At 59.2% G+C, this 23,924-nt stretch carries 23 protein-coding genes; 10 read left to right on the plus strand and 13 right to left on the minus strand.

All coding sequences use genetic code 11. From position 1 onward, the window contains the following. The first annotated feature begins 35 nt into the window (after window positions 1-35). The 6 genes from FBY01_RS11905 (at window position 36) to chrA (ending at window position 4,701) form a co-directional block, all read left to right on the plus strand. Complete coding sequence (locus tag FBY01_RS11905; RefSeq protein ID WP_010460583.1) at window positions 36-752, plus strand: YafY family protein; 717 nt, start codon at window positions 36-38, stop codon at window positions 750-752. Between the two features lie 52 nt (window positions 753-804). Beyond that, window positions 805-1,146, plus strand: coding sequence for a nuclear transport factor 2 family protein (locus tag FBY01_RS11910; protein ID WP_010460581.1), 342 nt, complete (start codon window positions 805-807; stop codon window positions 1,144-1,146). Window positions 1,147-1,173: 27 nt separating this feature from the next. After that, the gene (gene zapE, locus FBY01_RS11915; protein WP_010460579.1) at window positions 1,174-2,292 is read left to right on the plus strand and encodes a cell division protein ZapE; all 1,119 of its coding nucleotides are present in this window, start codon (window positions 1,174-1,176) and stop codon (window positions 2,290-2,292) included. An 18-nt stretch (window positions 2,293-2,310) separates the two neighbouring features. Continuing rightward, window positions 2,311-2,892 (plus strand): DinB family protein, encoded by a 582-nt coding sequence (locus tag FBY01_RS11920; RefSeq protein WP_077747790.1) that lies wholly within the window; start codon window positions 2,311-2,313, stop codon window positions 2,890-2,892. A gap of 102 nt (window positions 2,893-2,994) precedes the next feature. Then, complete coding sequence (locus FBY01_RS11925; protein ID WP_010460575.1) at window positions 2,995-3,486, plus strand: GNAT family N-acetyltransferase; 492 nt, start codon at window positions 2,995-2,997, stop codon at window positions 3,484-3,486. 6 nt (window positions 3,487-3,492) lie between these two features. Next, window positions 3,493-4,701: a chromate efflux transporter gene (chrA, locus tag FBY01_RS11930; RefSeq protein WP_145307706.1), complete on the plus strand. Its 1,209-nt coding sequence runs from the start codon at window positions 3,493-3,495 to the stop codon at window positions 4,699-4,701. A gap of 56 nt (window positions 4,702-4,757) precedes the next feature. On the opposite strand, the gene FBY01_RS11935 is transcribed toward chrA, so the two are convergent. The 4 genes from FBY01_RS11935 to FBY01_RS11950 form a co-directional block, all read right to left on the minus strand. Then, window positions 4,758-4,967, minus strand: coding sequence for a hypothetical protein (locus FBY01_RS11935; RefSeq protein ID WP_010460570.1), 210 nt, complete (start codon window positions 4,965-4,967; stop codon window positions 4,758-4,760). Between the two features lie 96 nt (window positions 4,968-5,063). Next, entirely contained in the window at window positions 5,064-7,301 is a 2,238-nt protein-coding gene (locus FBY01_RS11940; protein WP_145307704.1) for a TonB-dependent siderophore receptor, read from the minus strand. Window positions 7,302-7,502: 201 nt separating this feature from the next. Then, window positions 7,503-9,248 (minus strand): phosphoethanolamine transferase CptA, encoded by a 1,746-nt coding sequence (locus tag FBY01_RS11945; protein ID WP_145307702.1) that lies wholly within the window; start codon window positions 9,246-9,248, stop codon window positions 7,503-7,505. A 209-nt stretch (window positions 9,249-9,457) separates the two neighbouring features. Further along, on the minus strand, window positions 9,458-9,640 hold the full coding sequence (locus FBY01_RS11950; RefSeq protein WP_077747795.1) for a DUF6026 family protein: 183 nt from the start codon (window positions 9,638-9,640) through the stop codon (window positions 9,458-9,460). A gap of 272 nt (window positions 9,641-9,912) precedes the next feature. Between FBY01_RS11950 and gnd the strand changes: the two genes are divergently transcribed. Genes gnd through FBY01_RS11965 form a run of 3 tightly spaced genes read left to right on the plus strand, consistent with a single transcriptional unit; the run spans window position 9,913 to window position 13,234 of the window. Continuing rightward, entirely contained in the window at window positions 9,913-10,893 is a 981-nt protein-coding gene (gene gnd / locus FBY01_RS11955; RefSeq protein ID WP_102595630.1) for a phosphogluconate dehydrogenase (NAD(+)-dependent, decarboxylating), read from the plus strand. Further along, on the plus strand, window positions 10,890-12,413 hold the full coding sequence (gene zwf / locus FBY01_RS11960; protein WP_145307700.1) for a glucose-6-phosphate dehydrogenase: 1,524 nt from the start codon (window positions 10,890-10,892) through the stop codon (window positions 12,411-12,413). Before gnd ends, zwf begins: the two co-directional genes overlap by 4 nt. Beyond that, the gene (locus FBY01_RS11965; RefSeq protein ID WP_145307698.1) at window positions 12,410-13,234 is read left to right on the plus strand and encodes an HAD family hydrolase; all 825 of its coding nucleotides are present in this window, start codon (window positions 12,410-12,412) and stop codon (window positions 13,232-13,234) included. Before zwf ends, FBY01_RS11965 begins: the two co-directional genes overlap by 4 nt. 89 nt (window positions 13,235-13,323) lie before the next feature. On the opposite strand, the gene nhaB is transcribed toward FBY01_RS11965, so the two are convergent. From nhaB to FBY01_RS11980, 3 genes are all read right to left on the minus strand, one after another. After that, on the minus strand, window positions 13,324-14,826 hold the full coding sequence (gene nhaB / locus FBY01_RS11970; RefSeq protein WP_145307696.1) for a sodium/proton antiporter NhaB: 1,503 nt from the start codon (window positions 14,824-14,826) through the stop codon (window positions 13,324-13,326). A 77-nt stretch (window positions 14,827-14,903) separates the two neighbouring features. Beyond that, the gene (locus FBY01_RS11975; protein ID WP_145307694.1) at window positions 14,904-16,193 is read right to left on the minus strand and encodes a hypothetical protein; all 1,290 of its coding nucleotides are present in this window, start codon (window positions 16,191-16,193) and stop codon (window positions 14,904-14,906) included. Window positions 16,194-16,463: 270 nt separating this feature from the next. Next, window positions 16,464-16,730: a hypothetical protein gene (locus FBY01_RS11980; protein WP_145307692.1), complete on the minus strand. Its 267-nt coding sequence runs from the start codon at window positions 16,728-16,730 to the stop codon at window positions 16,464-16,466. 342 nt (window positions 16,731-17,072) lie between these two features. Here FBY01_RS11980 and FBY01_RS11985 point away from each other — a divergent pair, with 342 nt between their 5' ends. Further along, a complete protein-coding gene (locus FBY01_RS11985; RefSeq protein WP_010460554.1) occupies window positions 17,073-18,398 on the plus strand; it encodes a sigma-54 dependent transcriptional regulator in 1,326 nt (441 codons plus the stop codon). A 72-nt stretch (window positions 18,399-18,470) separates the two neighbouring features. Here FBY01_RS11985 and FBY01_RS11990 read toward each other — a convergent pair whose 3' ends face one another. The 6 genes from FBY01_RS11990 to FBY01_RS12015 form a co-directional block, all read right to left on the minus strand. After that, complete coding sequence (locus tag FBY01_RS11990) at window positions 18,471-19,751, minus strand: hypothetical protein (protein ID WP_145307690.1); 1,281 nt, start codon at window positions 19,749-19,751, stop codon at window positions 18,471-18,473. A 46-nt stretch (window positions 19,752-19,797) separates the two neighbouring features. After that, a complete protein-coding gene (locus tag FBY01_RS11995) occupies window positions 19,798-20,550 on the minus strand; it encodes a hypothetical protein (protein WP_145307688.1) in 753 nt (250 codons plus the stop codon). A gap of 33 nt (window positions 20,551-20,583) precedes the next feature. After that, window positions 20,584-21,264: a C39 family peptidase gene (locus FBY01_RS12000; protein ID WP_145307686.1), complete on the minus strand. Its 681-nt coding sequence runs from the start codon at window positions 21,262-21,264 to the stop codon at window positions 20,584-20,586. 62 nt (window positions 21,265-21,326) lie between these two features. Continuing rightward, the gene (locus FBY01_RS12005) at window positions 21,327-22,757 is read right to left on the minus strand and encodes a heme utilization protein (protein ID WP_145307683.1); all 1,431 of its coding nucleotides are present in this window, start codon (window positions 22,755-22,757) and stop codon (window positions 21,327-21,329) included. A gap of 53 nt (window positions 22,758-22,810) precedes the next feature. Beyond that, on the minus strand, window positions 22,811-23,383 hold the full coding sequence (locus FBY01_RS12010; protein ID WP_145307681.1) for an adhesin: 573 nt from the start codon (window positions 23,381-23,383) through the stop codon (window positions 22,811-22,813). Window position 23,384: 1 nt separating this feature from the next. Further along, a complete protein-coding gene (locus FBY01_RS12015; RefSeq protein WP_145307871.1) occupies window positions 23,385-23,822 on the minus strand; it encodes a hypothetical protein in 438 nt (145 codons plus the stop codon). Window positions 23,823-23,924 lie beyond the last annotated feature (102 nt).

A 23,924-nucleotide genomic window follows, 5' to 3' on the forward strand; every position in this document is an offset into this window, starting at 1 on the left:
GCTCCGACGACTTTTCAGGAAAGAGCCTGCCGATCGTGTCGCGTACCACTCGTTTACTCACGTTGTTGCAAGTGCTGCGGGGTAAAAGTCGTCCGGCCACGGCCGCGACGCTCGCCGGGGAATTGCAGATTTCCGAACGCACGTTGTACCGCGACATCGCCGAGTTGACCGCGCTGGGCGCACCCATCTTCGGCGAAGCAGGGGTCGGCTACGTGTTGCGCAGCGGGTTGTTCCTGCCGCCTCTGATGCTCAATGCCGACGAAACCGAAGCCATCGTGCTCGGATTGCGTTACGTCGATCAGCGTGGCGACGAGGTGTTGAGCAAAGCCGCGGCCGATGCCCTGGCGAAGATTGCCGCCGTGTTGGCGCCGGAAGCTCAGGATGCTTTGCGCAACCCGACGGTGTTGCCGGGCCCGCGTGGTTATGGGTATCCGCAAAACGCCGTGCCGTTGAACGTGTTTCGTCAGGCGATTCGCGATCAATCCAAGCTGAACATCGATTATGCAGACGCTCAACAGGTGCCCAGTCAGCGGCTGATCTGGCCATTGGCGCTGGGTTTTCTCAATGAGGTGCGGATCATTGTCGCCTGGTGCGAATTGCGCAGTGCCTACCGCACGTTTCGTACCGACCGGATCTCGGCCGCTCACGAGCAGGGCGAGCGCTATCCGGGGCGACGCAGCGACCTGTTGCGCACCTGGCACAAGCAGATGCAACTGGATGACGCCGGGCGTTTCACTCCTGACAAGAACTGACACAGACCTGTTCTAGCATGGCTCCAGAATCAAACAACAAGGAGCCGCACCCATGTCCAATCCAGCCTCTTCACTGGCACCCGCCATCGCCGCCTACATTGCCGCCGCCAATGCCCGCGACACCTCGCGGGTCGGCAGTTTTTTTGCTGAGGACGCCAACGTGTTCGATGAGGGCCAGCACCGGATCGGCACGCAAGCCATCGCCCAATGGATGCAAGACACCGCGCAACGTTATGAACCACGGGTCGAAGTGCTCGACGTTCAGCAACGTACCGGCAAAGTCCTGGTGCACAACCTGATTTCCGGGACCTTTCCCGGCAGTCCGCTGGAACTGCGCTACATGTTCCGCCTCAACGAGCAGGGCAAGATCGCCCGGCTGGACATCTCTGTGTAAACCCGAGCGCATGGCATACTGCCGCGCATGAATGTCGACTCTCCCCTAAGCGCCTGGCAACACGCCATTGAACAGAAGGGCTTCGTCCAGGACGAAGCCCAGGAACATGCCGTGTGGGCGCTGCAAAAATGCCACGAAGCCCTGCATGAAGGCCGCACGCCGATCACCGGCGTTTACCTCTGGGGGCCGGTCGGACGGGGCAAGACCTGGTTGATGGATCAGTTCTACCAAAATCTCAAGGTCCCGGCCCGACGCCAACACTTTCACCATTTCATGGGCTGGGTGCATCAGCGCTCGTTCCAGCTGACCGGCACCGCCGACCCGTTGAAGGCGCTGGCCCGTGAGTTGAGCCAGGAAGTGCGGGTGCTGTGTTTCGATGAACTGTTCGTCAACGACATCGGCGACGCGATCATTCTCGGGCGTTTGTTTCAGGTGATGTTCGAGCAGGGCGTGGTGGTGGTCTGCACCTCCAATCAACCGCCGGACCAGCTATACGCCGATGGCTTCAACCGTGACCGCTTCGTGCCCGCCATCGAAGCGATCAAAAAACACATGCAGGTGATCGCGGTGGATGGCGGCGAAGACCATCGCCTGCATCCCGGCGCGGGTCTGCAACGGTATTGGGTGGCGGCGCCCGGGCAGCCGAGCGCGCTCGGTGAGGTGTTCAACGGGTTGACCGCAGGCCAGCCCACGTCCAGCGATCCGATCACGGTTGGTTACCGCTCGGTCACTGTGGTGCAGGCCAGTTCGACCGTACTCTGGTGCCGCTACGCCGACCTGTGCGAACAACCGTTCGCCGCCATGGACTTCATGGCGCTGTGCGACACCTTCAGCGCTATTCTGTTGAGTGAAGTGCCAAATCTGAGCGCACAGAAACGTGAAGGACGCATCGCCCGAGGCACGGAAGACGGTGCCGAACGGGTCGTGGCCGGTGATCGCGAGCTGCCGCAATTGTCGGTGCATGACGACGGTGTCCGGCGTTTCATTGCCCTGGTGGACGAGTGCTACGACCGCAAGGTGCCGCTGTACCTCGAAGCGCAGGTGCCGATGGCGGCGTTGTACACCGAGGGTTATCTGGAATTCCCGTTCCGCCGCACGTTAAGCCGTTTACAGGAAATGCAGTTGCAACGTTTCGCCGAAGCCTGATGGCCGGGAGCCGCGAATATGAATCAGCCTCTGTCTCACCATTTGCTGACCATGGCCTATCAGAATGCCTGGGCCAATTACCGACTCGCCAAGGCCTGGACTCAGCTGAGCCCGGCCGAACTGGCGGCACCGCGAGTGAGCTTCTTCCCCAGCCTGATCGCCACCCTCAACCACATCCTGACGTGCGACTGGTTTTACGTGGATGCGCTGGAGCGGGAACTGCGCGGGGACGATCCGCATCCTGATTGCTATGTGTTCTTTGCCAAAGACGAGCCGTTCGCTGCGGCTGCCGACTTGCAGCGTGAACAAGCGCATGTGGACCGTCGCCTTATTGCCTATTGCGAACAATTGCGCGACGCCGACCTGGGACGCATCGTGACCATCGCCCGGGACACGCCGCAACATGACAGCCGTCTGCGCCTGCTGTCGCATTTGTTCGAACACCAGCTGCATCATCGCGGCCAGGTCCACGCGATGCTCAGCGGCACCTCGGTCACGCCGCCGCAGCTGGACGAGTTTTTCTGTGCCGGGGAGTCGCACCTGAGGGCTGAGGATTTTGCCGAGTTGGGCTGGACCGAAACGCTGATCTGGGGCGTTTGAAACAGGTTCGGGTTGCCGCCGAATGCACCTCGCGATAATGTCCATCGACCTCCCGGCGCGAGCGACGCGCTGGGCCAATTTGACGGGACGTTGACGATGGAAATGGAATCCGCAGAAATTCTAGTGCTTCAGGCCAGCTACACCAATGGGCTGCATGCCGAGGCAATCGGTGTGGTGCTCAATGCCTACGCCGAAGACCCGATGGGCGGCGGGCACCCACTGCCCGAGGACATCCTGCGGCAACTGCCGGGGGAACTGGCCAAGCGTCCCCATGCATTCAGCGTGCTGGCGTTTGTCGGTGGCGAACCGGCCGGGCTGGTCAATTGCTTCGAAGGTTTCTCGACGTTTGCCTGCCGGCCGCTGGTCAACGTGCACGATGTGGCGGTGATGCCCAGGTTTCGCGGCCTGGGGTTGAGCCAGAAGATGCTGCAAAAAGTTGAAGACATCGCCCGCCAGCGCGGCTGCTGCAAGATCACCCTGGAAGTCCTCGAGGGTAATGCCGTCGCGCAGGCGTCTTATGGCAAGTTCGGATTTGCCCCCGGCATGTTCGACCCGGCCCATGGCCGAATGCTGTTTTGGACCAAGGACCTTTAACGCCACATGAGCCGCCTCGATGACGCGCAAGGCAGGGCACCCGTGAAAACGGACAAGCCGTGGGCGATTTTCCTGATCTTTCTGCGCCTGGGGCTGACCTCGTTTGGCGGTCCTGTTGCCCATCTGGGCTATTTTCGTGACGAGTTCGTGGCACGTCGGCGCTGGCTCGGCGAAGCCGCCTACGCCGAACTGATTGCCCTGTGCCAGTTTCTGCCGGGCCCGGCGAGCAGCCAGGTGGGCATGGCGCTGGGTTTGTCCCGCGCCGGCTATTGGGGGGCATTGGCGGCGTGGGCAGGGTTTACCTTGCCCTCGGCGCTGATCCTGACGCTGCTGGCATTGGGCATCACCCACAGTGGCTGGGCGTTGCCGGCCGGTTTGATTCACGGGCTGAAAATTGTCGCCGTCGCCGTGGTTGCCCAGGCCGTGTGGGGAATGGCCCGCACGTTATGCCGAGGTCCGGTGCAAGTGGGCATCACGCTGCTGGCGACTGCCGGGGTGTTGCTCTGGCCAACGATGGGCGGGCAACTGACGGTGATGGCCGTGGCGGCGCTGATCGGCCTGGTCTTGCTGCACAACGCCAATGCAGCGCCACGGGAGGGTTTGTCGATTCGGGTCAGTCGCGTGGCCGGCTGGCTGGCGATGGCTGTGTTCGTGACGTTGCTGTTGGGGTTGCCGTTGATTGCGCATTACTGGCCGGACTCGCTGACCAGCCTGTTCGACCGTTTCTACCGCACGGGGGCGCTGGTGTTTGGCGGCGGCCATGTGGTGTTGCCGCTGTTGCAAAGCCAGGTCGTGAGCACGGGATTGCTCGACAATGACGTGTTTCTCGCCGGTTACGCCGCCGCGCAAGCGATGCCAGGACCATTGTTCACGTTTGCGGCGTTCCTTGGCGCGTCCATCAGCGACTGGAGCGGCGCGCTGGTGTGCGTCCTGGCGATTTTCCTGCCGTCGCTGCTGCTGGTGATCGGCGTCCTGCCGTTCTGGCAGCGCTTGCGTGGCATTGGCCGAGTGCAAGCGGCGCTGGCCGGGGTGAACGCCGGGGTGGTCGGGTTGTTGCTGGCTGCGTTGTATCAGCCATTGTGGACCACCTCGATCCTCGGGCCGCTGGATGGTCTGATGGCGGTCCTGGCATTGATGGCGCTTCTGTTCTGGCGGTGCCCGCCGTGGTTACTGGTGCTGCTGGGCGGGTTTTGCGGGGTGCTCCTGGGCGCGTGAAAACTGTCGAGCGGGCATAAAAAAGGGCGTCCCTCAGAACGCCCGTTTGCCATCGTTTATGTCGGCCGATAGGTTTCGGTCACTTGCGCGGTCTGATCGTTCGGAACCCTCAGCTCGATCGTCCTGGTCTCGATGCCGTTGGCCTGCTGTTGTTTGAAGTGCAGGGTTTCGAAGTAATACCTCATGCGCTCGGCGCCGCCTTCTGCAAAGGCTGCGGTCGAACCGAACATCATCAGACTGGCAAGAATCAACGCGGTACGTTTCATGGTGTGCCTCCTACTGCGGATAGGGTGCTCTTTCGTCCATGAACCAATGTTGCCAAGCCATTATCCGCCGATTCCGTCAGCTGGATATGATCTGCGTCAGAGCTTCCAGTCCAGGCTCAGGGTGACCGTGCGCGGGTCACCCCAGTAGACGCCGTTGTAGAAGCCGACGTTGTCGTAATACTTCTTGTCGAACAGGTTATCGACGTTCAGCGAAGCCGACAGGTGCTGATCAAATGCGTAGCGCGACATCAGTTTGACCACGGTGTAGGCCTCCTGACGGATGTTGGTGCTGGCGGTGATGATCTCGCCATCGGCGCCACGGCCGATCGGGCGCCTGGCGGCGCGGTAGACGTCGCTTTGCCAGTTCACCGCGCCGCCCACGGTCAGTGCCTGCCAGTCGCCGGGCAAGCGGTAAGCCGTGGAGAAGCGGAACATGTTCAACGGCTGGTTGGTGTTGTTGCGCTGCTTCTCGCCATTGGCCGAGTGGGTGTAGGTGTAGCCGGCCGTCATGTTCCAGCCTGCCATCACTTCACCTGAGACCTCGGCTTCGAAACCCTGGACTTTGTTGCCTTTGCCGCCCGATTTGAAGAATTCCTCACCGGTGACCGGGTCCGGTGGCACCGAGTCGTCGAGTTCGGCCACGTTATCCTGCTTGCTCCAGAACACCGCGGTGGCGAGGTTCAGTCGCTCTTCGAGCAGGCTGCCCTTGAGCCCCAGTTCATAGTTGCTGCCGACCACTGGCTCGAGGTAGTTGTGATTGCTGTCACGCTCGTCCTGCGGCTTGAAAATATCGGTGTAGCTGACATAAGCGGTGTATTCAGGCGTGATGTCGTAGAGCAGCCCGGCGTAAGGTGTCCACATGTCGTTGTGCTTCTGGCTGGTGGATTCGACACCGGTCAGTTGCAGATTGCCGTCGTATTGGTTGGCCTTTCTTGAAATTTCCCACGTGCCATAGCGACTGCCGAGTACCGCGTGCAGGTCGTCGGTCAGGGTCAGGCGCGTGGCCAGGTAACCGGCCTTTTGCCGGGTGCTTTCATCGGAGCCTTTCAGGCCGGTGACGGTGTCCGGGAATTTGGGAATGCCACCCATGTACTTCCAGTCGGGGACTTTCTCGTAATCCGGCGACCGCGGGCCGTCTACCGTGTAAGGGTTGTCTTCGCTGCGTTCGGCTTCGCCATAGCCGATCATCATTTCGTGCTCACGCCCGAACAGCGAATAAGGGCCGGACACGTTGAAGTCATAGGCTTTCATTTTTTGCGTGCCGACCATGTGGCTGACGTTGGCGATCATGCCGCTGCGATCGGCCTCGGGGAAGCCGCCACCGCCGTAGTAGATCTTGCCGTCGGTGTCACTCTCACGGTGGGTGTAAGCGGCCTTGAGGTGCCAGTCGGCGCCCAGTTGCTGGTCCAGCGTGGCAAACGCGGTCTTGTCTTTCAGTGGCCAGGAACTCCACGGTGTGGCCATGTTGGTGGAGCGTCCGAGGTTGGCTTTGCTGCCGTCAGCATTCCAGTAGGGCACGGTGCCCCAAGAGGTGCCTTGCACCTGTTTGTTTTGGTAGTCGTATCCCACGGCCAGCACGGTGTCATCGGTCAGGTCAGCTTCGAGAATCCCGTAGCCGACTTCCCGTTGCAACGCGTACTTGTCTCGGTAGGAACCGCTGTCGCGATAAGCCAGCACACCGCGACCGCGCAAGCGGCCGTCGAAGGCCAGCGGTCCGCCGACATCGACGTAACTGTAGTAATCGTCATAGCTGCCGCCGCTGACACCGGTCTGGGCCTCCCATTGTGCGGTCGGCCGTTTGCGCACCATGTTGATCGTCGCGGAAGGATCGCCGGCGCCCGTGGTCAGGCCGGTCGCGCCGCGAACCACTTCGATGCGGTCGTAAATAATGGTGTCGGAATCGGACTTCATGTAGCTGAAGGTGTTGAGCATTCCATCGATCTGGAAATTGTTGATCGAGTAACCGCGGGACGAATAGCTGACGCGGTCCGAATCGTTGTGCTGAACCACTACGCCGGTGGTCTGGCTCATGGCTTCGGAAAGCGTGCCGAGTTTGAAGTCGTCCATTTGCTGGCGGGTGACCACGGACACCGATTGCGGCGTTTCCTTGATCGACAGGTTGAGCCGCGTAGCGGTGCTCATGGCACCGGTGGTGTATGACTCGGTGTTTTCGGTGGTGCTGCCCAATCCCTGGGCTGTCACATTGGTTGCACCCAGTTCAAGGGTGCGGCTCGGCTCTTGAGCCGGGGCGGTTTCAGCCAGCAGGTCGGGGCTCAGGGCAGCACTGCACAGGCCCAGGGTAAAGGTCATGGAACGGGTGATAGGCGCGAACATCGCAGCCGACTCCTTGTCTTCGAGGGAAAAATTCCGTTTGTTCAAAGACGAAGGTGGGAGAGGGGATTTAGGTCTAAACGAGAATTATTGTTATTTTAAGATGTTTCGGAGACGTTAAGGCGGGGCTGGTGTAACCCTGTGGGAGCAAGCTCCCGCAGGGTTCTCGACAGAGTGAAAGATCGGCGCCGATCCCTCAGGGCATCATTTCTGCGCGACCGCCGGATCGGTCGGCGTGCTTTTCGGTTTCATCAGGCTGAAGTCGATCAGCGGGCGCGACTGACGCTCATACGGATTGCCGATCATCAACGGACGCGGCGTGAAGCTGTCGCTGACCAGGCTCTTGCTGCGGTCCAGCTCATCAAAACTCAGACCCGCCAAGTCCGCCCAGGTGTGGATCAGTTGCGAGCTGCTATAAGGCCGTGCCAGGTCACCGGCAAAACTCCAGTCGTGGGTTTCACGCCATTTCGGCGAAGCCCAGGCCATGAACGGAATGGTGTACATCGGCGCCGTCGGCTTGGCCTCGTTGCGTCCCAGCGTGCTGTGGCCCACGGAGTCGAAGACATCTTCGCCGTGGTCCGAGAGGTACATCAGGAAGCCGTTCGGATCGGATTTGGCGTAGTCCTTGATCAGGCTGGACACCACGAAATCGTTGTACAACACGGCGTTGTCATAGCTGTTGTACGTCGGTACCTGGTCGTCACGCACGCCGTCCGGCACGCCTTTGCGATCGGTGAACTTGTCGAAGGTCGGTGGGTACCGGTACTGATAGCTCATGTGCGTGCCGAGCAAATGCACCACGATCAGCTTGCGCGGTGCGGCGTCTGCCAGGGCCTTGTTAAATGGCGCGATGACGTCGCCATCGTACTGCGCGGCGTTCTGGTTGCGATTGTTGTTCAGGTACACCTGCTCGTCGGCCTGTTCGGAGAACGTGGTGAGCATGGTGTTGCGCTTGGTCATGGTTTGCTGGTTGGTGATCCAGAAGGTCTTGTAACCGGCCTGTTTCATCATGCTGACCACGGACGGCGTGGACAGGTAAAGGTCCGGGTTTTCTTCGTCGGCGAACGTCAGCACCTGCTGCAACGCCTCGATGGTGTACGGGCGCGGGGTGATGACGTTGTCGAAGACCGCCATCTGATCCTTGAGCTTGTCCAGTTCCGGCGTGGTTTCACGCGGGTAGCCATAGAGGCTCATGCGCTGACGGTTGGTGGACTCGCCGATCACCAGCACCAGGGTCGCTGGCTGGTTGGCCATCGTGTCCTTGAGGTTCTTGAGCGGTGGAATCTTGCTCGCGCTGTCGAGCATGTCTTGCATGCCGGCCAGGGTGTCGAGGTAACGGTGATACGCCACAGCCATCTGCCAAGGCACCGCCGGCTCGATACGGGTTTCGAATTTCTCGAAGCCACCAGCCAGGCTGCCGGTACGCGCGGTTTGCTTGATCAGCGGGTAACCGACCACGGCCACGATAATGGCCGTCGCGGCCACCAGCGCACGTCCACGGGGCATGTACACCGGGCGCAAGCGGGTCCACAGGAAATAAGCAAACAGTGTATGGGCGAGGAACGCCGCCACCATCCACCAGGCGAAATACTGGGTCATGTACTCGCCCGCTTCACTGATGTTCGATTCGAACATGATGAAGATGACGCTCTGGGAGAATTCCTGCTGATAGATGAAGAAGTAACCCAGGCTGGCCATCGAACAGGCCCACAGCACCACGCCGATCACCGCGGCCATGACACGAGTCTGTCTAGGGAACAGCAGCATCGGTGCAAGCCAGATGGCGCTCATCACAAAGGCTTGGCGGAACCCGGTGAAGCCCGAGGTGCCCGTCAATTGAATGAGTAATTGGGTGATGCCGGAAAAATACCAGAAGAACAGGAACAACCAGAGAAATCCTGCCCAATCAAAACCTTTCGCAGTCGTATTGCTGCGTTTAAACACAGTCATTCAGCGCTCCAGCCAAAAATATCAAATCGCGTCGACCCGTCGGGAGCCTTCCATGTTGCCGACGAACGGAAACCGCGCGGATACCGAGCGGCCATAATGAGCCGGAGTATCAACACGTCGATGTGAAAACTTTGTGAGTTGCCGCAAACGGCAAGGCTGGGAAGCGGTGTCGGAAACAGCAGAAGGCTGTTTCCGAGTCAGGCGGGGGATCAGGCGTGTGGTGCGCGCGCGGTGACGGGCAAGGGCTGAGCCGAAGAGCTTTGTGTGAGTAAGCGCAGCTGCGCGAGCTCCTGCTTCAACAGGTCGCGCTCTTCTTTCAACTGGCGCAATTCATCACGACGGATCGTGACGTAAAGGGTTTGTGCTGGCCGTGCTGCTTGTACTGTGCCCATTGCTCACCTCGCAAATGGCGTGCATCAACTGTAAAACCGCCCCGACATCGGGTGCTGTATTACTATCGGCACCGATTTTGATTTCTTTTGCCCCTGAAGGGAACTTTTTTATTTTTCATGGTCGTTGTGTCTTGAGTTCGATTTCCGACGTTATCAGTCAGGATCGGGCACAATGCCCGGAAACTTCACGCCAACGCTCTGGACTAACCCTCATTGGTCGCGTTGGGCTATAACCTTTGACACACTTTATTTGTAGTAGGGAGCATCAGCACATGCAACTCGGGATTATTGGACTGGGCCGCATGGGCGGAAATATTGCGCGTCGCCTGATGCTCAACGGGCATACCACCGTTGTTTACGACCGCAATACCGCCTTCGTCGACACCCTGGCAGCAGAAGGCGCCAAGGGCGTCATCGACTTGCCGGCGCTGGTCGCAGGCCTGGCCAAGCCACGTGCGGTGTGGGTCATGCTGCCGGCCGGTGCGCCGACCGAAGACACCATCGACTCCCTGAGCACCTTGCTCGAAGCCGGCGACACCATCATCGACGGCGGCAACACCTTCTATAAGGACGACATCCGCCGGGCGAAAACCCTGTCGGAAAAAGGCCTGCACTACATCGATGTCGGCACATCCGGCGGCGTCTGGGGCCTGGAGCGCGGTTACTGCATGATGATCGGCGGCGAAGCCGAGGTGGTGAAACGCCTTGATCCGCTGTTCGACAGCCTGGCCCCCGGCATGGGCGACATCCCGCGTACCAAGGACCGCAAGTCGGAAGACGATCGCGCCGAGCGCGGTTACATCCACGCCGGCCCTGCAGGTTCTGGCCATTTCGTGAAGATGATCCACAACGGCATCGAGTACGGAATGATGCAGGCCTTTGCCGAAGGCTTCGACATCCTCAAGACCAAAGCCAGCGAAAACCTGCCGGAAGACCAACGTTTCGACCTGAACGTGGCCGACATCGCCGAAGTCTGGCGCCGTGGCAGCGTGGTGTCGTCGTGGTTGCTCGACCTGACCGCCGACGCACTGGCCAGCGATCCGAAACTCGACGGGTACTCCGGCTCCGTGGCTGACAGCGGTGAAGGCCGCTGGACCATCGAAGCCGCCATGGAGCAATCGGTGCCTGTTCCGGTGCTGTCGAACTCGTTGTTCTCGCGCTACCGATCGCGCGGCCAAGGCACCTTTGGCGACAAGATCCTCTCGGCCCAGCGCTTCGGCTTCGGCGGCCACGTGGAGACTTCGAAAAAATGACCCGTCTGATCCGCAATAAATCGAAAGCAGAACCCGCACCACCGACCACGCTGTTTCTGTTCGGTGCCCATGGTGACCTGGTCAAGCGCTTGCTGATGCCGGCGCTGTACAACTTGAGTCGCGACGGTCTGCTAGGCGATGGACTGCGGATCATCGGCGTTGACCACAACGCCATCAGTGACGAAGCCTTTGCGCAGAAGCTTGAAGATTTCATCCGCACCGAAGCGGCCACCAAAGTCGGCAAGGGCGATGAAGCCCTTGACCCGGCGCTGTGGGCCAAACTGGCCAAAGGCATCAGCTACGTCCAGGGCGATTTCCTGGACGACAGCACATATCAAGCGCTGGCGGCGAAAATCGCCGCCAGCGGCACGGGCAATGCGGTGTTCTACCTGGCCACCGCGCCACGTTTCTTCAGTGAAGTGGTGCGCCGCCTCGGCACCGCCGGCTTGCTGCAAGAGACACCCGAAGCGTTCAGAAGGGTGGTGATCGAAAAACCGTTCGGCTCCGATCTGCACACCGCCGAAGCGTTGAATGCATGTCTGCTCAAGGTGATGTCGGAAAACCAGATTTACCGGATCGATCACTACCTGGGCAAGGAAACCGTGCAGAACATTTTGATCAGCCGGTTCTCCAACAGCCTGTTCGAAGCGTTCTGGAACAACCATTACATCGACCACGTGCAGATCACCGCCGCCGAAGCCGTCGGTGTGGAAACCCGTGGCAGTTTTTATGAACACACGGGCGCCTTGCGGGACATGGTGCCCAATCACCTGTTTCAGTTGCTGGCGATGGTCGCGATGGAACCGCCGGCAGCCTTTGGCGCCGATGCAGTCCGTGGCGAGAAAGCCAAAGTGGTCGGCGCGATACGTCCGTGGTCCACGGAAGAGGCGCGAGCCAACTCGGTGCGTGGCCAATACACGGCCGGCGAACGCGATGGCAAGTCCTTGGCGGGTTATCGTGAGGAAGCCAACGTAGCGTCCGACAGCAACACCGAAACCTACGTCGCGCTCAAGGTCATGATCGACAACTGGCGTTGGGTCGGCGTGCCGTTTTACCTGCGCACCGGCAAACGCATGAGTGTGCGTGACACCGAGATCGTCATCTGCTTCAAGCCTGCGCCCTACGCGCAGTTCCGCGATACCGAGGTCGATGAGCTGCAACCGACCTACCTGCGGATTCAGATTCAACCCAACGAAGGCATGTGGTTCGACCTGTTGGCCAAGCGGCCCGGGCCGGCCTTGAAAATGGCCAACATCGAGCTGGGTTTTGCCTACAAGGATTTCTTTGAAATGCAGCCGTCCACCGGCTACGAAACGCTGATCTACGATTGCCTGACGGGTGATCAGACGCTGTTCCAGCGCGCCGACAACATCGAGAACGGCTGGCGCGCCGTGCAGCCATTCCTCGATGCCTGGCAGCAGGACGCGAGCGTGCAGCGCTATCCGGCGGGCGAGAACGGCCCGGAGGCGGCTGATGAACTGCTGGCCCGCGACGGTCGCGTCTGGCACAGCCTCGGATGAGTGACGTCACGCCACAATCCATCCGTTTTCTGCTGAGCGACATGGACGGCACTTTGCTGCTGCCCGATCACAGCCTCAGTCAGCGCACCATCGAGGCCGTCCGTTCGTTACGTGAGGCCGGCGTGCTGTTCAGCCTGGCCACCGGGCGTCCACCGAAAGCCATGCTGCAGCAGATCGAAGCCCTCGGTGTCGACCTGCCGACGGCGGCATTCAATGGCGGCACGATCGTCCATCCGGACGGCAGCGTGCTGGTCGCGCATTATTTGCCGGCCACGGCTGCGCTGACGGCGTTGGCGCTGTTTGCCGATCAGGCGGACGTGGAAATCTGGGTGTTCAGTGGCGGTGACTGGTTGCTGAAAGACCCGCACGGGCCGATGGTCCCACGCGAACAGCACGGCCTCGGCTATCCGCCGGTGGTGGTCGAGAGTTTCGAGCCGTATCTGACGCGCATCGACAAGATTGTTGCCACCAGCCACAACACGCAGTTGTTGATTGAGCTGGAAGCGCAGCTGCTGCCGAAAGTGGAAGGCCAGGCACAAGTCTCGCGGTCGCAACCGGTGTACCTGGACGTGACAGCGATGCTCGCCAACAAGGGTGCCGCACTGGCGACACTGGCGGAGTTTCTCGGTGTGCCGCTGGAGCAGACTGCCGCGATGGGCGATGGCGGCAATGACCCGGCGATGTTTCATCGTGCCGGGTTGTCAATTGCCATGGGGCAGGCGGAAGAAGCGGTGAAGCGCCAGGCCGACGTGGTGACAGGTGCCAATACCGAAGACGGCGCGGCCCAGGCGATCGAGCAATACATCCTCAACGTGGGTTAAACCGCGTTATCGTTCTTCGCGGGCAAGCCTCGCTCCTACACTGACCTGTGGGAACGAGGCTTGCCCGCGAAGGCGTCAAACCTGCTAACTCAAAGCCAGAAACTCACGGCGTACCAACCCAGCACACCCATCACCACCGTATACGGCACCGCCATCCACACCATCCGCCCGTACGACAGGCGAATCAGCGGCGCAATCGCCGACGTCAGCAAAAACAGAAACGCCGCCTGGCCATTGGGTGTCGCCACGCTCGGCAAGTTGGTGCCGGTATTGATCGCAATGGCCAGCGTTTCAAAATGCTCGCGGCTCATATTGCCGGAGATGAACGCCTGTTTCACTTCGGTGATGTAAATGGTCGCCACAAACACGTTGTCGCTGATGGCCGACAGCAAACCGTTGGCAAAGAACAACATGCCCGGCTGTTGATCGGCCGGCAGCGCCAGCACCCACTGGATCAGCGGCGTGAACAACTGCTGATCGTGGATGACCGCAACCACCGCGAAGAACACCACCAACAGGGCCGTGAACGGCATGGCGTCCTTGAACGCGTTGCCGATGCGGTGCTCGTCGGTGATGCCGGTGAAGGCGGTGATCAACACGATCACCATCAAGCCGATCAGGCCGACCTCGGCGATATGAAATGCCAGCCCGGCAATCAGGATCAGCGCCGCCGCGCCTTGCACCAGCAACGCTGCGCGCTGGCGTGAAGTGCGTTCGGCATTGTCTTCGGCGGCATAGTTGGCCAACACCGCGCGCACGTTGTCCGGCAGCAGCGTGCCATAACCGAACCAGCGCAGTTTCTCTAACAGCACGCACGTCACCAGGCCCGCTGCCAGCACGGGCAGCGACACCGGGGCGACCTTCAGGAAAAACTCGGCGAAGTGCCAGCCCATTTCATGGCCGATCAACAGGTTCTGCGGCTCGCCGACCAGCGTACAGACGCCACCCAATGCCGTGCCCACGGCACCGTGCATCAGCAGGCTGCGCAGGAAAGCACGGAACTGATCGAGGTCGTCGTGGTGCAATTTGGGCAGGTGCTGGTCATTACTGAACTCACTGTCCTGACGCGGATCATTGCCCGAGGCGACGCGGTGATACACCGAGTAAAACCCCACGGCGGCACTGATGATCACCGCCGTCACCGTCAGGGCGTCGAGGAATGCCGACAGAAACGCCGAGAGAAAGCAGAACATCAAGGCCAGCAGGGCCTTGGAACGAACCCCCAGCAGCAGGCGCGAGAACAGAAACAGCAGCAGGTCTTTCATGAAGTAGATGCCTGCCACCATGAACATCAGCAGCAGGATCACCGGAAAGTTGTGCACCAGTTCGTCATAGAGTGCCTGGGGCGTGGTCATTTTCAGCAGCAGCGCTTCAATCAGCAGCAACCCGCCCGGCATCAGCGGATAACATTTGAGCGCCATGGCCAGGGTGAAGATGAACTCCAGCACCAGCAGCCAACCGGCCGCCACCGGACCGACGGTCCACAACACCAGGGCGTTGAGAATCAGGAAACCGACAATGCTCGCCTTGTACCAGCGAGGCGAGTGGCCTAGAAAGTTGTGCGCGAAGGCCTGGGCCATTGAACCGGACATCGGCTACTCCTTGTATTAAGAAGCGCGCAACTTGCCGTAAGCCGACGGGAAGATCAAGTGTGGGAAAAGTCGTCGGCTTAGCCGAGATAGCGCACCACAACCGCCCGGTAGTTGCCGTCCAGCGAATAACCGCCTACGACGATGCCTCCATTCGGCTGAACGGCCACTGATGTGGCGGTGTCCAGGCTGCGCCCCAGACGGGTGCGAACCCAACAAGTGCCCTCGGCAAAACCAGGATCGAGTTGCCCGCCCGGCAAGTACCGAGCCAGAAGAAAGTCGGCTTCGACTCCGCCAATCGTGGCGCCAACCGCCAGCACACGGCCGTCCGGCTGGAGTTGGGCGGCGTTCCACTGGCAGCCACTGGGTCCGATTTTCAGCAGGTGTGGCTGGCCACCGTTGCAATGAACGTCCGGGCGACCGTTGCTGTGCAGTGTCAGCGCCAGGCAATGCATCGGGTCGCGGCTGCTGCCAAAACAATGCAAATCACCATTTTCCTGCTGGACGATCTGGCTGACCTGAGCGCTGTGCCCCTCAACACTGAAAGTCATGAAACCATCCACGGCGAAGTGATCATCCAGACTGCCGTCGGGCAGGTAGCGCGCCAGCAAGCCTTCTTCAGGGAAGTTGATCGATCCACCGACCATGATCCGGCCGTCCCGCTGCAACAGCAGGCTGCTGAGCCAGGTGTTCATCAGCAAATGCCTGACCATGACAAAGCCGCGGCCGTTGAAGGTGGTGTCGAGTTCGCCAGTGTCGGTCAGGCGAATCAGCAGGCCGACGTGATCGGCCAGTTCGAAAGGGTGATTGGCCAGCAGCAGGATTCGGCCGTCAGCCTGTACCTGGACGTCGCAGGCTTCGGCCCCCGGTACGCCGGGAGGGAGCCAGGCGTCGCGCACGCCCTGGGACAGATTCCCCGGCAGGCGTATGACGCAGCATCCATTGTCGCCAAAGTCCCTGACCGGGTGACCTTGCGCGTCGAACAGCGCCAAGGCCGGCAGCGTCCGATGAGCGTCTTCATAGTGCAGGCCGGCGACCAGGATGTTCCCGTCGCCCAATACGAGGACTTTTCCCGCCATGGCCTCATGACCGCGCTGAAATTGCCCGATGACGCTGCCATGAGCGCCGAATGCCAGGTCTGCCGAACCGTCTTCAAGCAAGCGAGCCAGGCCAAAGCAATGGCCCCCTCGAGTGCCGACTTTCGCCGCCACCAGTACGCGACCGCTCGAGTCGATCGCCACGCCGTTGGCGATGCTCGACGTACTGCCGGCGAAATACACTTGGGTTTTGCCATTGGAGGCGAAGCTTTTATCGAGGAGGCCGGCCGTGCGCTGCGCGGCAGGTCGGGCAAAAGCAGTCAGGGTGGGCATGCGCGCATCTCCTTGCGAGCTGACCGAAACCCGGGAACCGGGAGGGCAACTGCGTGTGCAGAACATTCAATCCCTGAACGCTCGATTGCACAACTGTCACAACTCACAGGTGGAGGGTCGCTTTGTGCCAGAACAGTGACTTTTCGAACCACTGACAAGCCTGCCAAGTAATTCGTGGCGGGCAAGTTGGAATGGGGGGGCGTGACGACCGACGTAGTTCGCTAAAAGAAAGGAGAAGAGGCGGACAACTTAAGTCATCCGCCAACGTCCTTAGTGTGGCATCGACCACGATTGCAGGTTGTAACCTTCCTCGCTCAGTTCGGCGCGAGCTTCTTCAAGAATGTGTTCAAGTTGCGCGGGGTCGGAATAAGTACTGCTCGGAATTTGTGTGCGGCCAATGTGGGCATTGGTGCGGTCGATAATGGTCAGGCTGAGTTCGCCATTGCCATCTTGTGGGGCCCAGGCCACGCATTGAAAAGGTTGGAATGCGCGGTTGGCAATCAAAAGAGCTTCGTTGATACGGAGCGGGGCAGTCATGGGGTCTTCTCTCTATATGCCCAATCAAGTGACAGGCCGTCGGTTGGGCTTACCGTTCGGCTGGTTACTTGTACTGATGCCTTCAACCGGGGGTCAGGTCACACTCCATCAAAAGAAATTTCAACTTTCTTTCATATACTCAATGGCAGAGCGGTTTTTGAAAGCTGAATGAAAGGTTGAACTCGTTAGGTAACTAACAAACTCATTCTTATAACTAATAATGCGGTGTACCTATAGTCAAACGGTACAAGGGTGCGTCAAATTCTTGCTAATGTTACAGCCAGATCCGCCAAACGACTGTTTTTAATAATATTTCCTAAAGTTTGGCGTCAAGGAACAGTCATGATCGAAACGCCTGCGTTACGACGTCTGTTAGTAGTGGATCCCTGCGACGACTGCTATCGTCTGCTGCCGGGGCTGCGCTCTGTGGGCTGGGATGTTGACAGCTGTTCCTTAGAGAACGCCGCCGACCGAACGTGCGACGTCGGCCTCCTGCGATTACAACCTTTTCATCTGGAACGCCCGGAAGCGGTCAAAGAACTGATCAGCCGCAGCGGTACCGAGTGGATCGCCGTGCTCAACCAGGAAGTCCTGCGCCTGCAAAATGTCGGAGATTTCGTTTGCGAATGGTTTTTTGACTTCCATACCTTGCCGTTTGACGTGTCCCGGGTGCAAGTCACGCTGGGCCGGGCGTTTGGAATGGCGCGCCTGCGCGGACAGGGCACGATTCATATTGATCAGCCTGAGCACGAGCTGCTTGGCGACAGCAAGCCGATTCGCGAGCTACGCAAGTTACTGAGCAAGCTGGCGCCTACCGAGTCGCCAGTATTGATTCGTGGTGAAAGCGGAACCGGTAAAGAATTGGTCGCCCGCACGCTCCATCGACAATCCCAGCGTCACAACAAGCCGTTTGTGGCGATCAATTGCGGGGCAATTCCCGAACACTTGATCCAGTCGGAGCTGTTTGGTCATGAGAAGGGCGCCTTTACCGGCGCCCATCAACGCAAGGTCGGTCGGATCGAAGCGGCGAATGGCGGCACATTGTTTCTCGATGAGATCGGTGACCTGCCACTGGAGTTGCAAGCCAATCTGCTGCGCTTTCTGCAGGAGAAACATATCGAGCATGTCGGCGGCAGCCAGCCGATTCCGGTGGATGTGCGGGTGTTGGCGGCGACTCATGTCGACCTTGAGGCGGCCGTCGAGAAAAAAACCTTCCGTGAGGATTTGTACTACCGCCTTAACGTATTGCAGGTCGTCACCGCGCCGCTGCGTGAGCGCCATGGTGACTTATCCATGCTGGCCAACCACTTTTCCCACTTCTACAGCCATGAAACCGGGCGCCGCCCCCGCAGCTTCAGCGACGACGCCTTGATTGCCATGGGCAAGCACGACTGGCCGGGCAATGTTCGCGAGCTGGCCAACCGGGTACGTCGCGGGTTGGTACTGGCCGAAGGCCGGCAGATCGAAGCGCGAGACCTTGGGCTGATCAGCCAGCACGTCATTCCTGCGCCGATGGGCACGCTGGAAGACTACAAGACCCGCGCTGAACGCCAGGCCTTGTGCGATGTACTCAACCGCCACAGCGATAACTTGAGCATTGCCGCCAAAGTGTTGGGGATATCCAGGCCGACCTTTTACCGTTTGTTGCACAAGCATCAGATCCGTTAGACGCAGATTTAATGTTCCACACACAAAAGCCCCGCTGGGATTGAAGTCGCAGCGGGGCTTTGTTGTGGTGGATCAGAAGTAGTACGGGAATTTCAGGCTGAAGGAGAAGTCTGGCGAGTCGTCGGTCAGGCCGATGGCCAGGTTGGGTACGATCGTCAGGTTATCGGAGGCGGCCAGGGTCATACCGATGTTGAAGTTGGCCGAGTTGTAGTCGCTGTTGGAAATCGACTGCCAATCACCACCGTCCGGCCTGATCTTGCTCTTGCGGGCGAACTGATCGGTGAACGAGAACGACATACTCATCTTCTCGTTCAAGGCGAAGGCAATGCCGGCGCCGATCTGCCAGGAATCGCCCAGTTTCACGTCCCCTTTTACCTTGGAGCCGACCTGAGGGCTGATGTCGCTGAAAGAGTCTTGCACGTTATAGGTGTAGGACAGGCTGCCGAACAGCACGGCAGGGTCGAAGGTCTTGACCAGCGAGATACCTGGGGTGATTGCCCAGACACCATTGCCGGTCGGCAAATCCTCGGGGACCGAGAGGTTATCGTTGGTAGGGTCGCTGACCAGCTTGATGCCGTAGGGGTCCTTGCCGGTCGGGGCCTTGACGCGCAGTGTAGCGACCGCATCGGGCAGGCTGACCGACTCATCCAGAAACTTGTAGGCAACGCCAACGTTCACATCGCCGATGGTCGGGTCGCGAGTCACGGTGGCGTCAGACGTCACCGGACCAGCGCCACCAGCGCCGCCGGAGGAGTACGTTGATTCGCGGTAAACCACTGGGACGTTAATGTCGAACTGCCAACGTTGTGCCACGTTGTAGCGGGCAGTCAGGTCCAGGGTCCAGTTGTCGGCCTTGATGCGGTCGAGGTTGATGTTGCCGAGGAAAATCGAGTCCAGGGCCAGGAAGCCGTTGAGCGTCAAGGCGCGGGTATCGTAGTGCGTGTAGGTCAGGCCGGTTTCGACGCTGAACTTGCCGCCACCGAAGAAGCCGCTGGCTTCGTCATACAGGTTGGAAACGCTTTGCGCAGGTTCCGAATCGCCCTTGAGCGATTGGCCATAGGAGCTGCCGGTGGTGCCCGGCGCACCAGCGGCGACCGCCTGGTTACCCCGGGAGGGTTCGGCGGGGGATTTGGTCAGGCGCTTGGGAGCCGGTGCCTGCGGTGTTTCTTCGACTTGGCGAACGCGTTGCTCAAGTACCATCAACGCGTTCTGTTGTGCTTCGTAACGCTGTTTCAACTCCATGAGTTCTTGTTTCAGGATTTCGACCTGGGGGTCCGGTGCTGCGTAAAGCATTGTGGCCGGGGCCAGGCTACTCAAACATACCAAAGCTCTGAACGTAAAAGATCGTTGCATGTGTTAGCCGTCCCTTCTGACTACATCTGATGAGACTGAGCGTAGATCAGAATCCGATAGTGCGAAGACCTTTGAGCTGGTCCAGATTGCCGCTCACCGATCCGGCTGACGGCACGTTGTCACGCAGCACGACATTGAAGGAGGTGAGGTTGCGGACCTGGTTGCTACTGCCGAGCAATGTCGTGTTCTGCATCAGGCCACCCTGGGCCAGGCGTTGTACGGTATTGCCCTGGTTGTTGTTGGCCACGATGTTGAATTGCACACCCGTACCGGTCGAGGTAACACTCATTGAGCCCGCGCCATTGTTGCCGACCAATGTCGTGCCTGCGGCCAGTGCCTGGCCCTGCTGTTGCGTTGCTGGCGCTTGGTTTGCCTTGGTGACGTTGATATCAACGTTGTTGTAGGCCGTATTGTTGTCGCCGGCAGCCCGCACGACTTGAGTGACGCCTTCGGTGGTATTGAGGCCGTTGCCGCCGGTGACGGTGCCCGTGCCCGTGCTGGCGCCTTGCGAACGGGTCGATCCATTCCCTTTTTCGTCGATCATCGACACATAAAACTGTGGCTTGATGGTCGATTGTTGAATTTGCATCGTGGACGTTGCCCCGATCACTTCACCATTGGCATTTTGCCAAGTGCTGGTCATCGAAATGCCGAAACTGATAATCCGTCCTGGCATGACATAACGGCCACGCAGGGTTGCCAACTCCTGATCCTTCAGTTCAATGGGTTTGAACGTCTGTGCCTGGGTCGGCAGGCTGGCGGCCAGGCAGACCACGGCCAGCCAGATTGGAGTCTTCATGGGATGCTCCCGGAGCGTCGTGCTCCCTTGTTATTAGAAGAAGTCGCTTTGGATAAATCCAAAATCCATCAACTCTGCGTCTTGCACCGGGCTAAAGGCGTTGACGCGGTTCCTGGCGGTCAGCGGCATGGGCGGGTCGAGCAACGCATTGGTTTTGTCGTAACCCTGGCCGATGACGGCAAAGATGATGCCGTTCCAGCCTTTGATGAAGTCGTCGACTTTGTAGCGTTTATGACCGAGCACCGGATCTCCGATGTAGACCCAGCCCTGATGGACTCTTTGCATGACCACAAAGTGTTTGTAGCCACGGATATCCATGAGGACCACTACCGGGATTCTGATATCACTCAACGTTTCCGGTGCTACCCGATAGCCACGGGCTCGCATGCCGATGCTTTCCACGTAACGCTTCATGTCGAGCATGGAGAAGCCCTGGACACGGACAAGATCTTGATCGGAGTGTGCCAGCATGCCTTCGATGATCTGTTCTTCATTCACGTCCAGCCAATAGGCTTGGCGCAAGATGGTCGCCAGCGCCGCAGCGCCGCAACTGAAGTCGGTTTTCTGTTGTACCAGGTCGGCAAATTTGCGCTCGCGAACGCTCTGGATCGGCTTGTACACCAACGCGCCGCCCGGCAGGATGGAGAGCGGCATTTGTGCGGCCTCGATCACGGTGGCCACGCAAAGCAAAATTGCCAAGGCGATTATGCGCATGGTGGGACGCCCCCTGATGGTGTTGAAAGAGGCCCCCGTAAGGGGGCCTCCAGAGACAGCATTTAGAACGATTGGTTGGAAATGGCCAACGAGTTGCTTTGTTGGTTGCCCACACCAGCCGCCACGTTGACGCCCAGGTTGCCACTGCCGCCATTCACCGAACCGCTCAGGGTTGCAGTGTTGGTCACAGGGTTGGCCCAGCCAGTTGGAGTCAGCACTTGATAAGAGTAGGTGTTGCTCAAATCATACGAGCTGCTTTCACTGTAGGCTTTCGCTTTTGCGTACTCAGACTCGGACGATTTGCTGCCCGATTTTTCGTACGAGGAGTCAGACGACTTCGAGTACGACTTGTCATACGATTTTTCGAACGACGAATCGCGCGATCTGTCGTACGAGGAGTCGCGCGATCTGTCGTACGAAGAGTCGTGCGATCTGTCATACGATTTGTCTATCGATGCATCAAGCGTCGCGTCGAGCGATGCGTTAAGCGATGCGTCGGAAGACGAGCTGCGGGTGCGGTCGCCGAAGCCAAAATTGACGGTAGTGGAGTTGGAAGCCGCCGAAGTAGCGTCCAGCGTAGCGTTCAAGGAAGCACTCAAAGAAGCGCTCGAAGAACCGCTGGCATTGCTGCTGTTGGAACCGCTGGCATTGCTGCTGTTGGAACCGCTGGCATTACTGCTGTGAGAACCGCTTATATCAACGCTTTTTGACCCGCTGGCGTCATAGCTTTTGGAACCGGCTTTGTTCCAGCTGGAAGAAGCGCTTTGACTGCCGCTTGCCTCAAACGACTTATCTTTGGAGAAACTGCCGCTCGCCGTATTGGTAACGGTGATCGTATCAACGCGGTAGGTCCGATCAGCGTTGTTGTTCACGATCAGGCCGGGACCGTTTTGAACGGCGGACGCGGTGGCGGTTGCATTACCCAGTGGAGCATTGGCGTTGGCAATTGCCATGGTATTTTTCTGCTGGTTCAGATCGCCGCCAGCAATGTTGATACCCATGTTGCCGCTGCTACCGCCGCCGGATCCGCTCATCACGGCAGAGTTGGTGGAGCCAAAGTTGTCGACGCGGTTATTGTTGCTGACTTGCCTCACGTCAGCGGTGGCAGTGGCCGTGCCGAACACAAAGCTGTTATCGATCGCGGCGTTGTCGGAGGCTGCGTTGGCGATGGCGGCGGCGTTGTCTTGCTGGTTGCCGTTACCTGCCGCCACGTTGACGCCGACGTTGCCGCTTGCGCCTGCGGCCGAACTGCTCATCTCGGCCGAGTTTTCTGTCCCTTCATTCCAGATGCTATTGCCGGTACTGTTCTGCCGGTCCGTCGCATTGGCAGTCGCATTGATTGGGACCATTCTTGCAGGAGGGGTTTGTTGTTGGCCACCGTTGTGATGACCATGATGGTTGCCACGCCGATCATTTTGCCCAGCTTGTACAGCAACAGCCATGACCGCAGCAATTGCGAAAACCAGAGGCTTTAGTGCCATCGAAGGTTTCATGGTGATTCTCCGTACTTTATTTTAGGTTAAGTGTTGTTTCTTACCTTTTCGGGTCAATCCACGACCCTTACGCTCAGGGTATTGGCCATTCGGTTTCCCACCCCGGCGCTCTGATTCAACTGGATCACCCCACGGCTACCGGTGAATGCCTGGTCACTGGTAGTGACCTGGCGATGGCCTGGTGCAGAGTCAGTTGGATCGGAGTTGTTGAGCAGCGCCACGTTCTGTTGCATGAGGACGCTGTCGTCGATGCTTTGCGGCTGTTTACTAATGCTTATCCGCAGTGCGTTGGCTTGCTGGTTACTGGCGCCCGCGCTCTGGTTGACACCCAGTACGCCGTTGCCGTTACTGAAGGAGTCACCCTGGATGTTGGACTGGGCATCAATTCTGGGGTCGACAACGGTGCGCAAACGCTGGCGAATCTGCGTGGTCGCACTGGCATTGGTACCAATAGCGATGGCCCTGGCGTTGGCCTGTTGCTGAAGATCGCCCGCCGCCTGGTTGACCGTGAGGTTGCCTTGGTACTGCATACCCGAGCCGTCGATGTCGGCGTTATTGATGACGGGAGGTTGGGCAAAGGTCGATGCACTGCAAAACATGGCGATCATCAGCAGCGAACGATTCATCTTAACGGTCTCCCGTTATGATTTTCAGAGCACCCAGGCCTTGCTGGATGTTGGAATTGACCATATTGGCAATGCCGTTGCCCGAATTTCCCGAACGTCCGGCAGGGAGGTTGGACAGTTGGGTTTGGTTGCTGATGTTGCCGCCCAGGTTGTTAGTGTTTTGAGTGACCAGGCGGTTGATGCCTGCACCACTGGCGACGTTGGCAAAATCGCCGTCGCTCAACTCGTTCGTTTGCTGGAGAATTTGTCTGGACGGGTTGGCATTGACGGTCGTGGGGTTAGGGTCGGGGACGAGCGGCGGGATGGTTGCGTTGCGGGTCTGCACATCACGTTTGATAGTAATGATGCCGTTGTCAGCCTGCACGGGCAGGATGACTGTTGAGCCCAGCGCGCATCCGATCAACAGCAGGCTAAAGATGCTTCTATCAAATTTCCCCACGGCGGCAATTCCTTCTGTAAATGGAACGCTGGCCCTTATCAGCGTTGCGAGGTAGAGAGCAGAAGGTGTGCCGCTTTCGGTTATTCGTTTAAAAACAAGTGG

The organism is Pseudomonas sp. SJZ077, from assembly GCF_007993905.1.
Taxonomy (GTDB): domain Bacteria; phylum Pseudomonadota; class Gammaproteobacteria; order Pseudomonadales; family Pseudomonadaceae; genus Aquipseudomonas; species Aquipseudomonas mandelii.

Bases quoted from the DNA above. Each gene is read 5' to 3' on its own strand.
- FBY01_RS11910 (WP_010460581.1), top strand. From the start codon at position 805: ATGTCCAATCCAGCCTCTTCACTGGCACCCGCCATCGCCGCCTACATT.
- zapE (WP_010460579.1), top strand. From the start codon at position 1,174: ATGAATGTCGACTCTCCCCTAAGCGCCTGGCAACACGCCATTGAACAG.
- FBY01_RS11920 (WP_077747790.1), top strand. From the start codon at position 2,311: ATGAATCAGCCTCTGTCTCACCATTTGCTGACCATGGCCTATCAGAAT.
- FBY01_RS11925 (WP_010460575.1), top strand. From the start codon at position 2,995: ATGGAATCCGCAGAAATTCTAGTGCTTCAGGCCAGCTACACCAATGGG.
- chrA (WP_145307706.1), top strand. From the start codon at position 3,493: ATGAGCCGCCTCGATGACGCGCAAGGCAGGGCACCCGTGAAAACGGAC.
- FBY01_RS11935 (WP_010460570.1), bottom strand. From the start codon at position 4,967: ATGAAACGTACCGCGTTGATTCTTGCCAGTCTGATGATGTTCGGTTCG.
- FBY01_RS11940 (WP_145307704.1), bottom strand. From the start codon at position 7,301: ATGTTCGCGCCTATCACCCGTTCCATGACCTTTACCCTGGGCCTGTGC.
- FBY01_RS11945 (WP_145307702.1), bottom strand. From the start codon at position 9,248: ATGACTGTGTTTAAACGCAGCAATACGACTGCGAAAGGTTTTGATTGG.
- FBY01_RS11950 (WP_077747795.1), bottom strand. From the start codon at position 9,640: ATGGGCACAGTACAAGCAGCACGGCCAGCACAAACCCTTTACGTCACG.
- gnd (WP_102595630.1), top strand. From the start codon at position 9,913: ATGCAACTCGGGATTATTGGACTGGGCCGCATGGGCGGAAATATTGCG.
- zwf (WP_145307700.1), top strand. From the start codon at position 10,890: ATGACCCGTCTGATCCGCAATAAATCGAAAGCAGAACCCGCACCACCG.
- FBY01_RS11965 (WP_145307698.1), top strand. From the start codon at position 12,410: ATGAGTGACGTCACGCCACAATCCATCCGTTTTCTGCTGAGCGACATG.
- nhaB (WP_145307696.1), bottom strand. From the start codon at position 14,826: ATGTCCGGTTCAATGGCCCAGGCCTTCGCGCACAACTTTCTAGGCCAC.
- FBY01_RS11975 (WP_145307694.1), bottom strand. From the start codon at position 16,193: ATGCCCACCCTGACTGCTTTTGCCCGACCTGCCGCGCAGCGCACGGCC.
- FBY01_RS11980 (WP_145307692.1), bottom strand. From the start codon at position 16,730: ATGACTGCCCCGCTCCGTATCAACGAAGCTCTTTTGATTGCCAACCGC.
- FBY01_RS11985 (WP_010460554.1), top strand. From the start codon at position 17,073: ATGATCGAAACGCCTGCGTTACGACGTCTGTTAGTAGTGGATCCCTGC.
- FBY01_RS11990 (WP_145307690.1), bottom strand. From the start codon at position 19,751: ATGCAACGATCTTTTACGTTCAGAGCTTTGGTATGTTTGAGTAGCCTG.
- FBY01_RS11995 (WP_145307688.1), bottom strand. From the start codon at position 20,550: ATGAAGACTCCAATCTGGCTGGCCGTGGTCTGCCTGGCCGCCAGCCTG.
- FBY01_RS12000 (WP_145307686.1), bottom strand. From the start codon at position 21,264: ATGCGCATAATCGCCTTGGCAATTTTGCTTTGCGTGGCCACCGTGATC.
- FBY01_RS12005 (WP_145307683.1), bottom strand. From the start codon at position 22,757: ATGAAACCTTCGATGGCACTAAAGCCTCTGGTTTTCGCAATTGCTGCG.
- FBY01_RS12010 (WP_145307681.1), bottom strand. From the start codon at position 23,383: ATGAATCGTTCGCTGCTGATGATCGCCATGTTTTGCAGTGCATCGACC.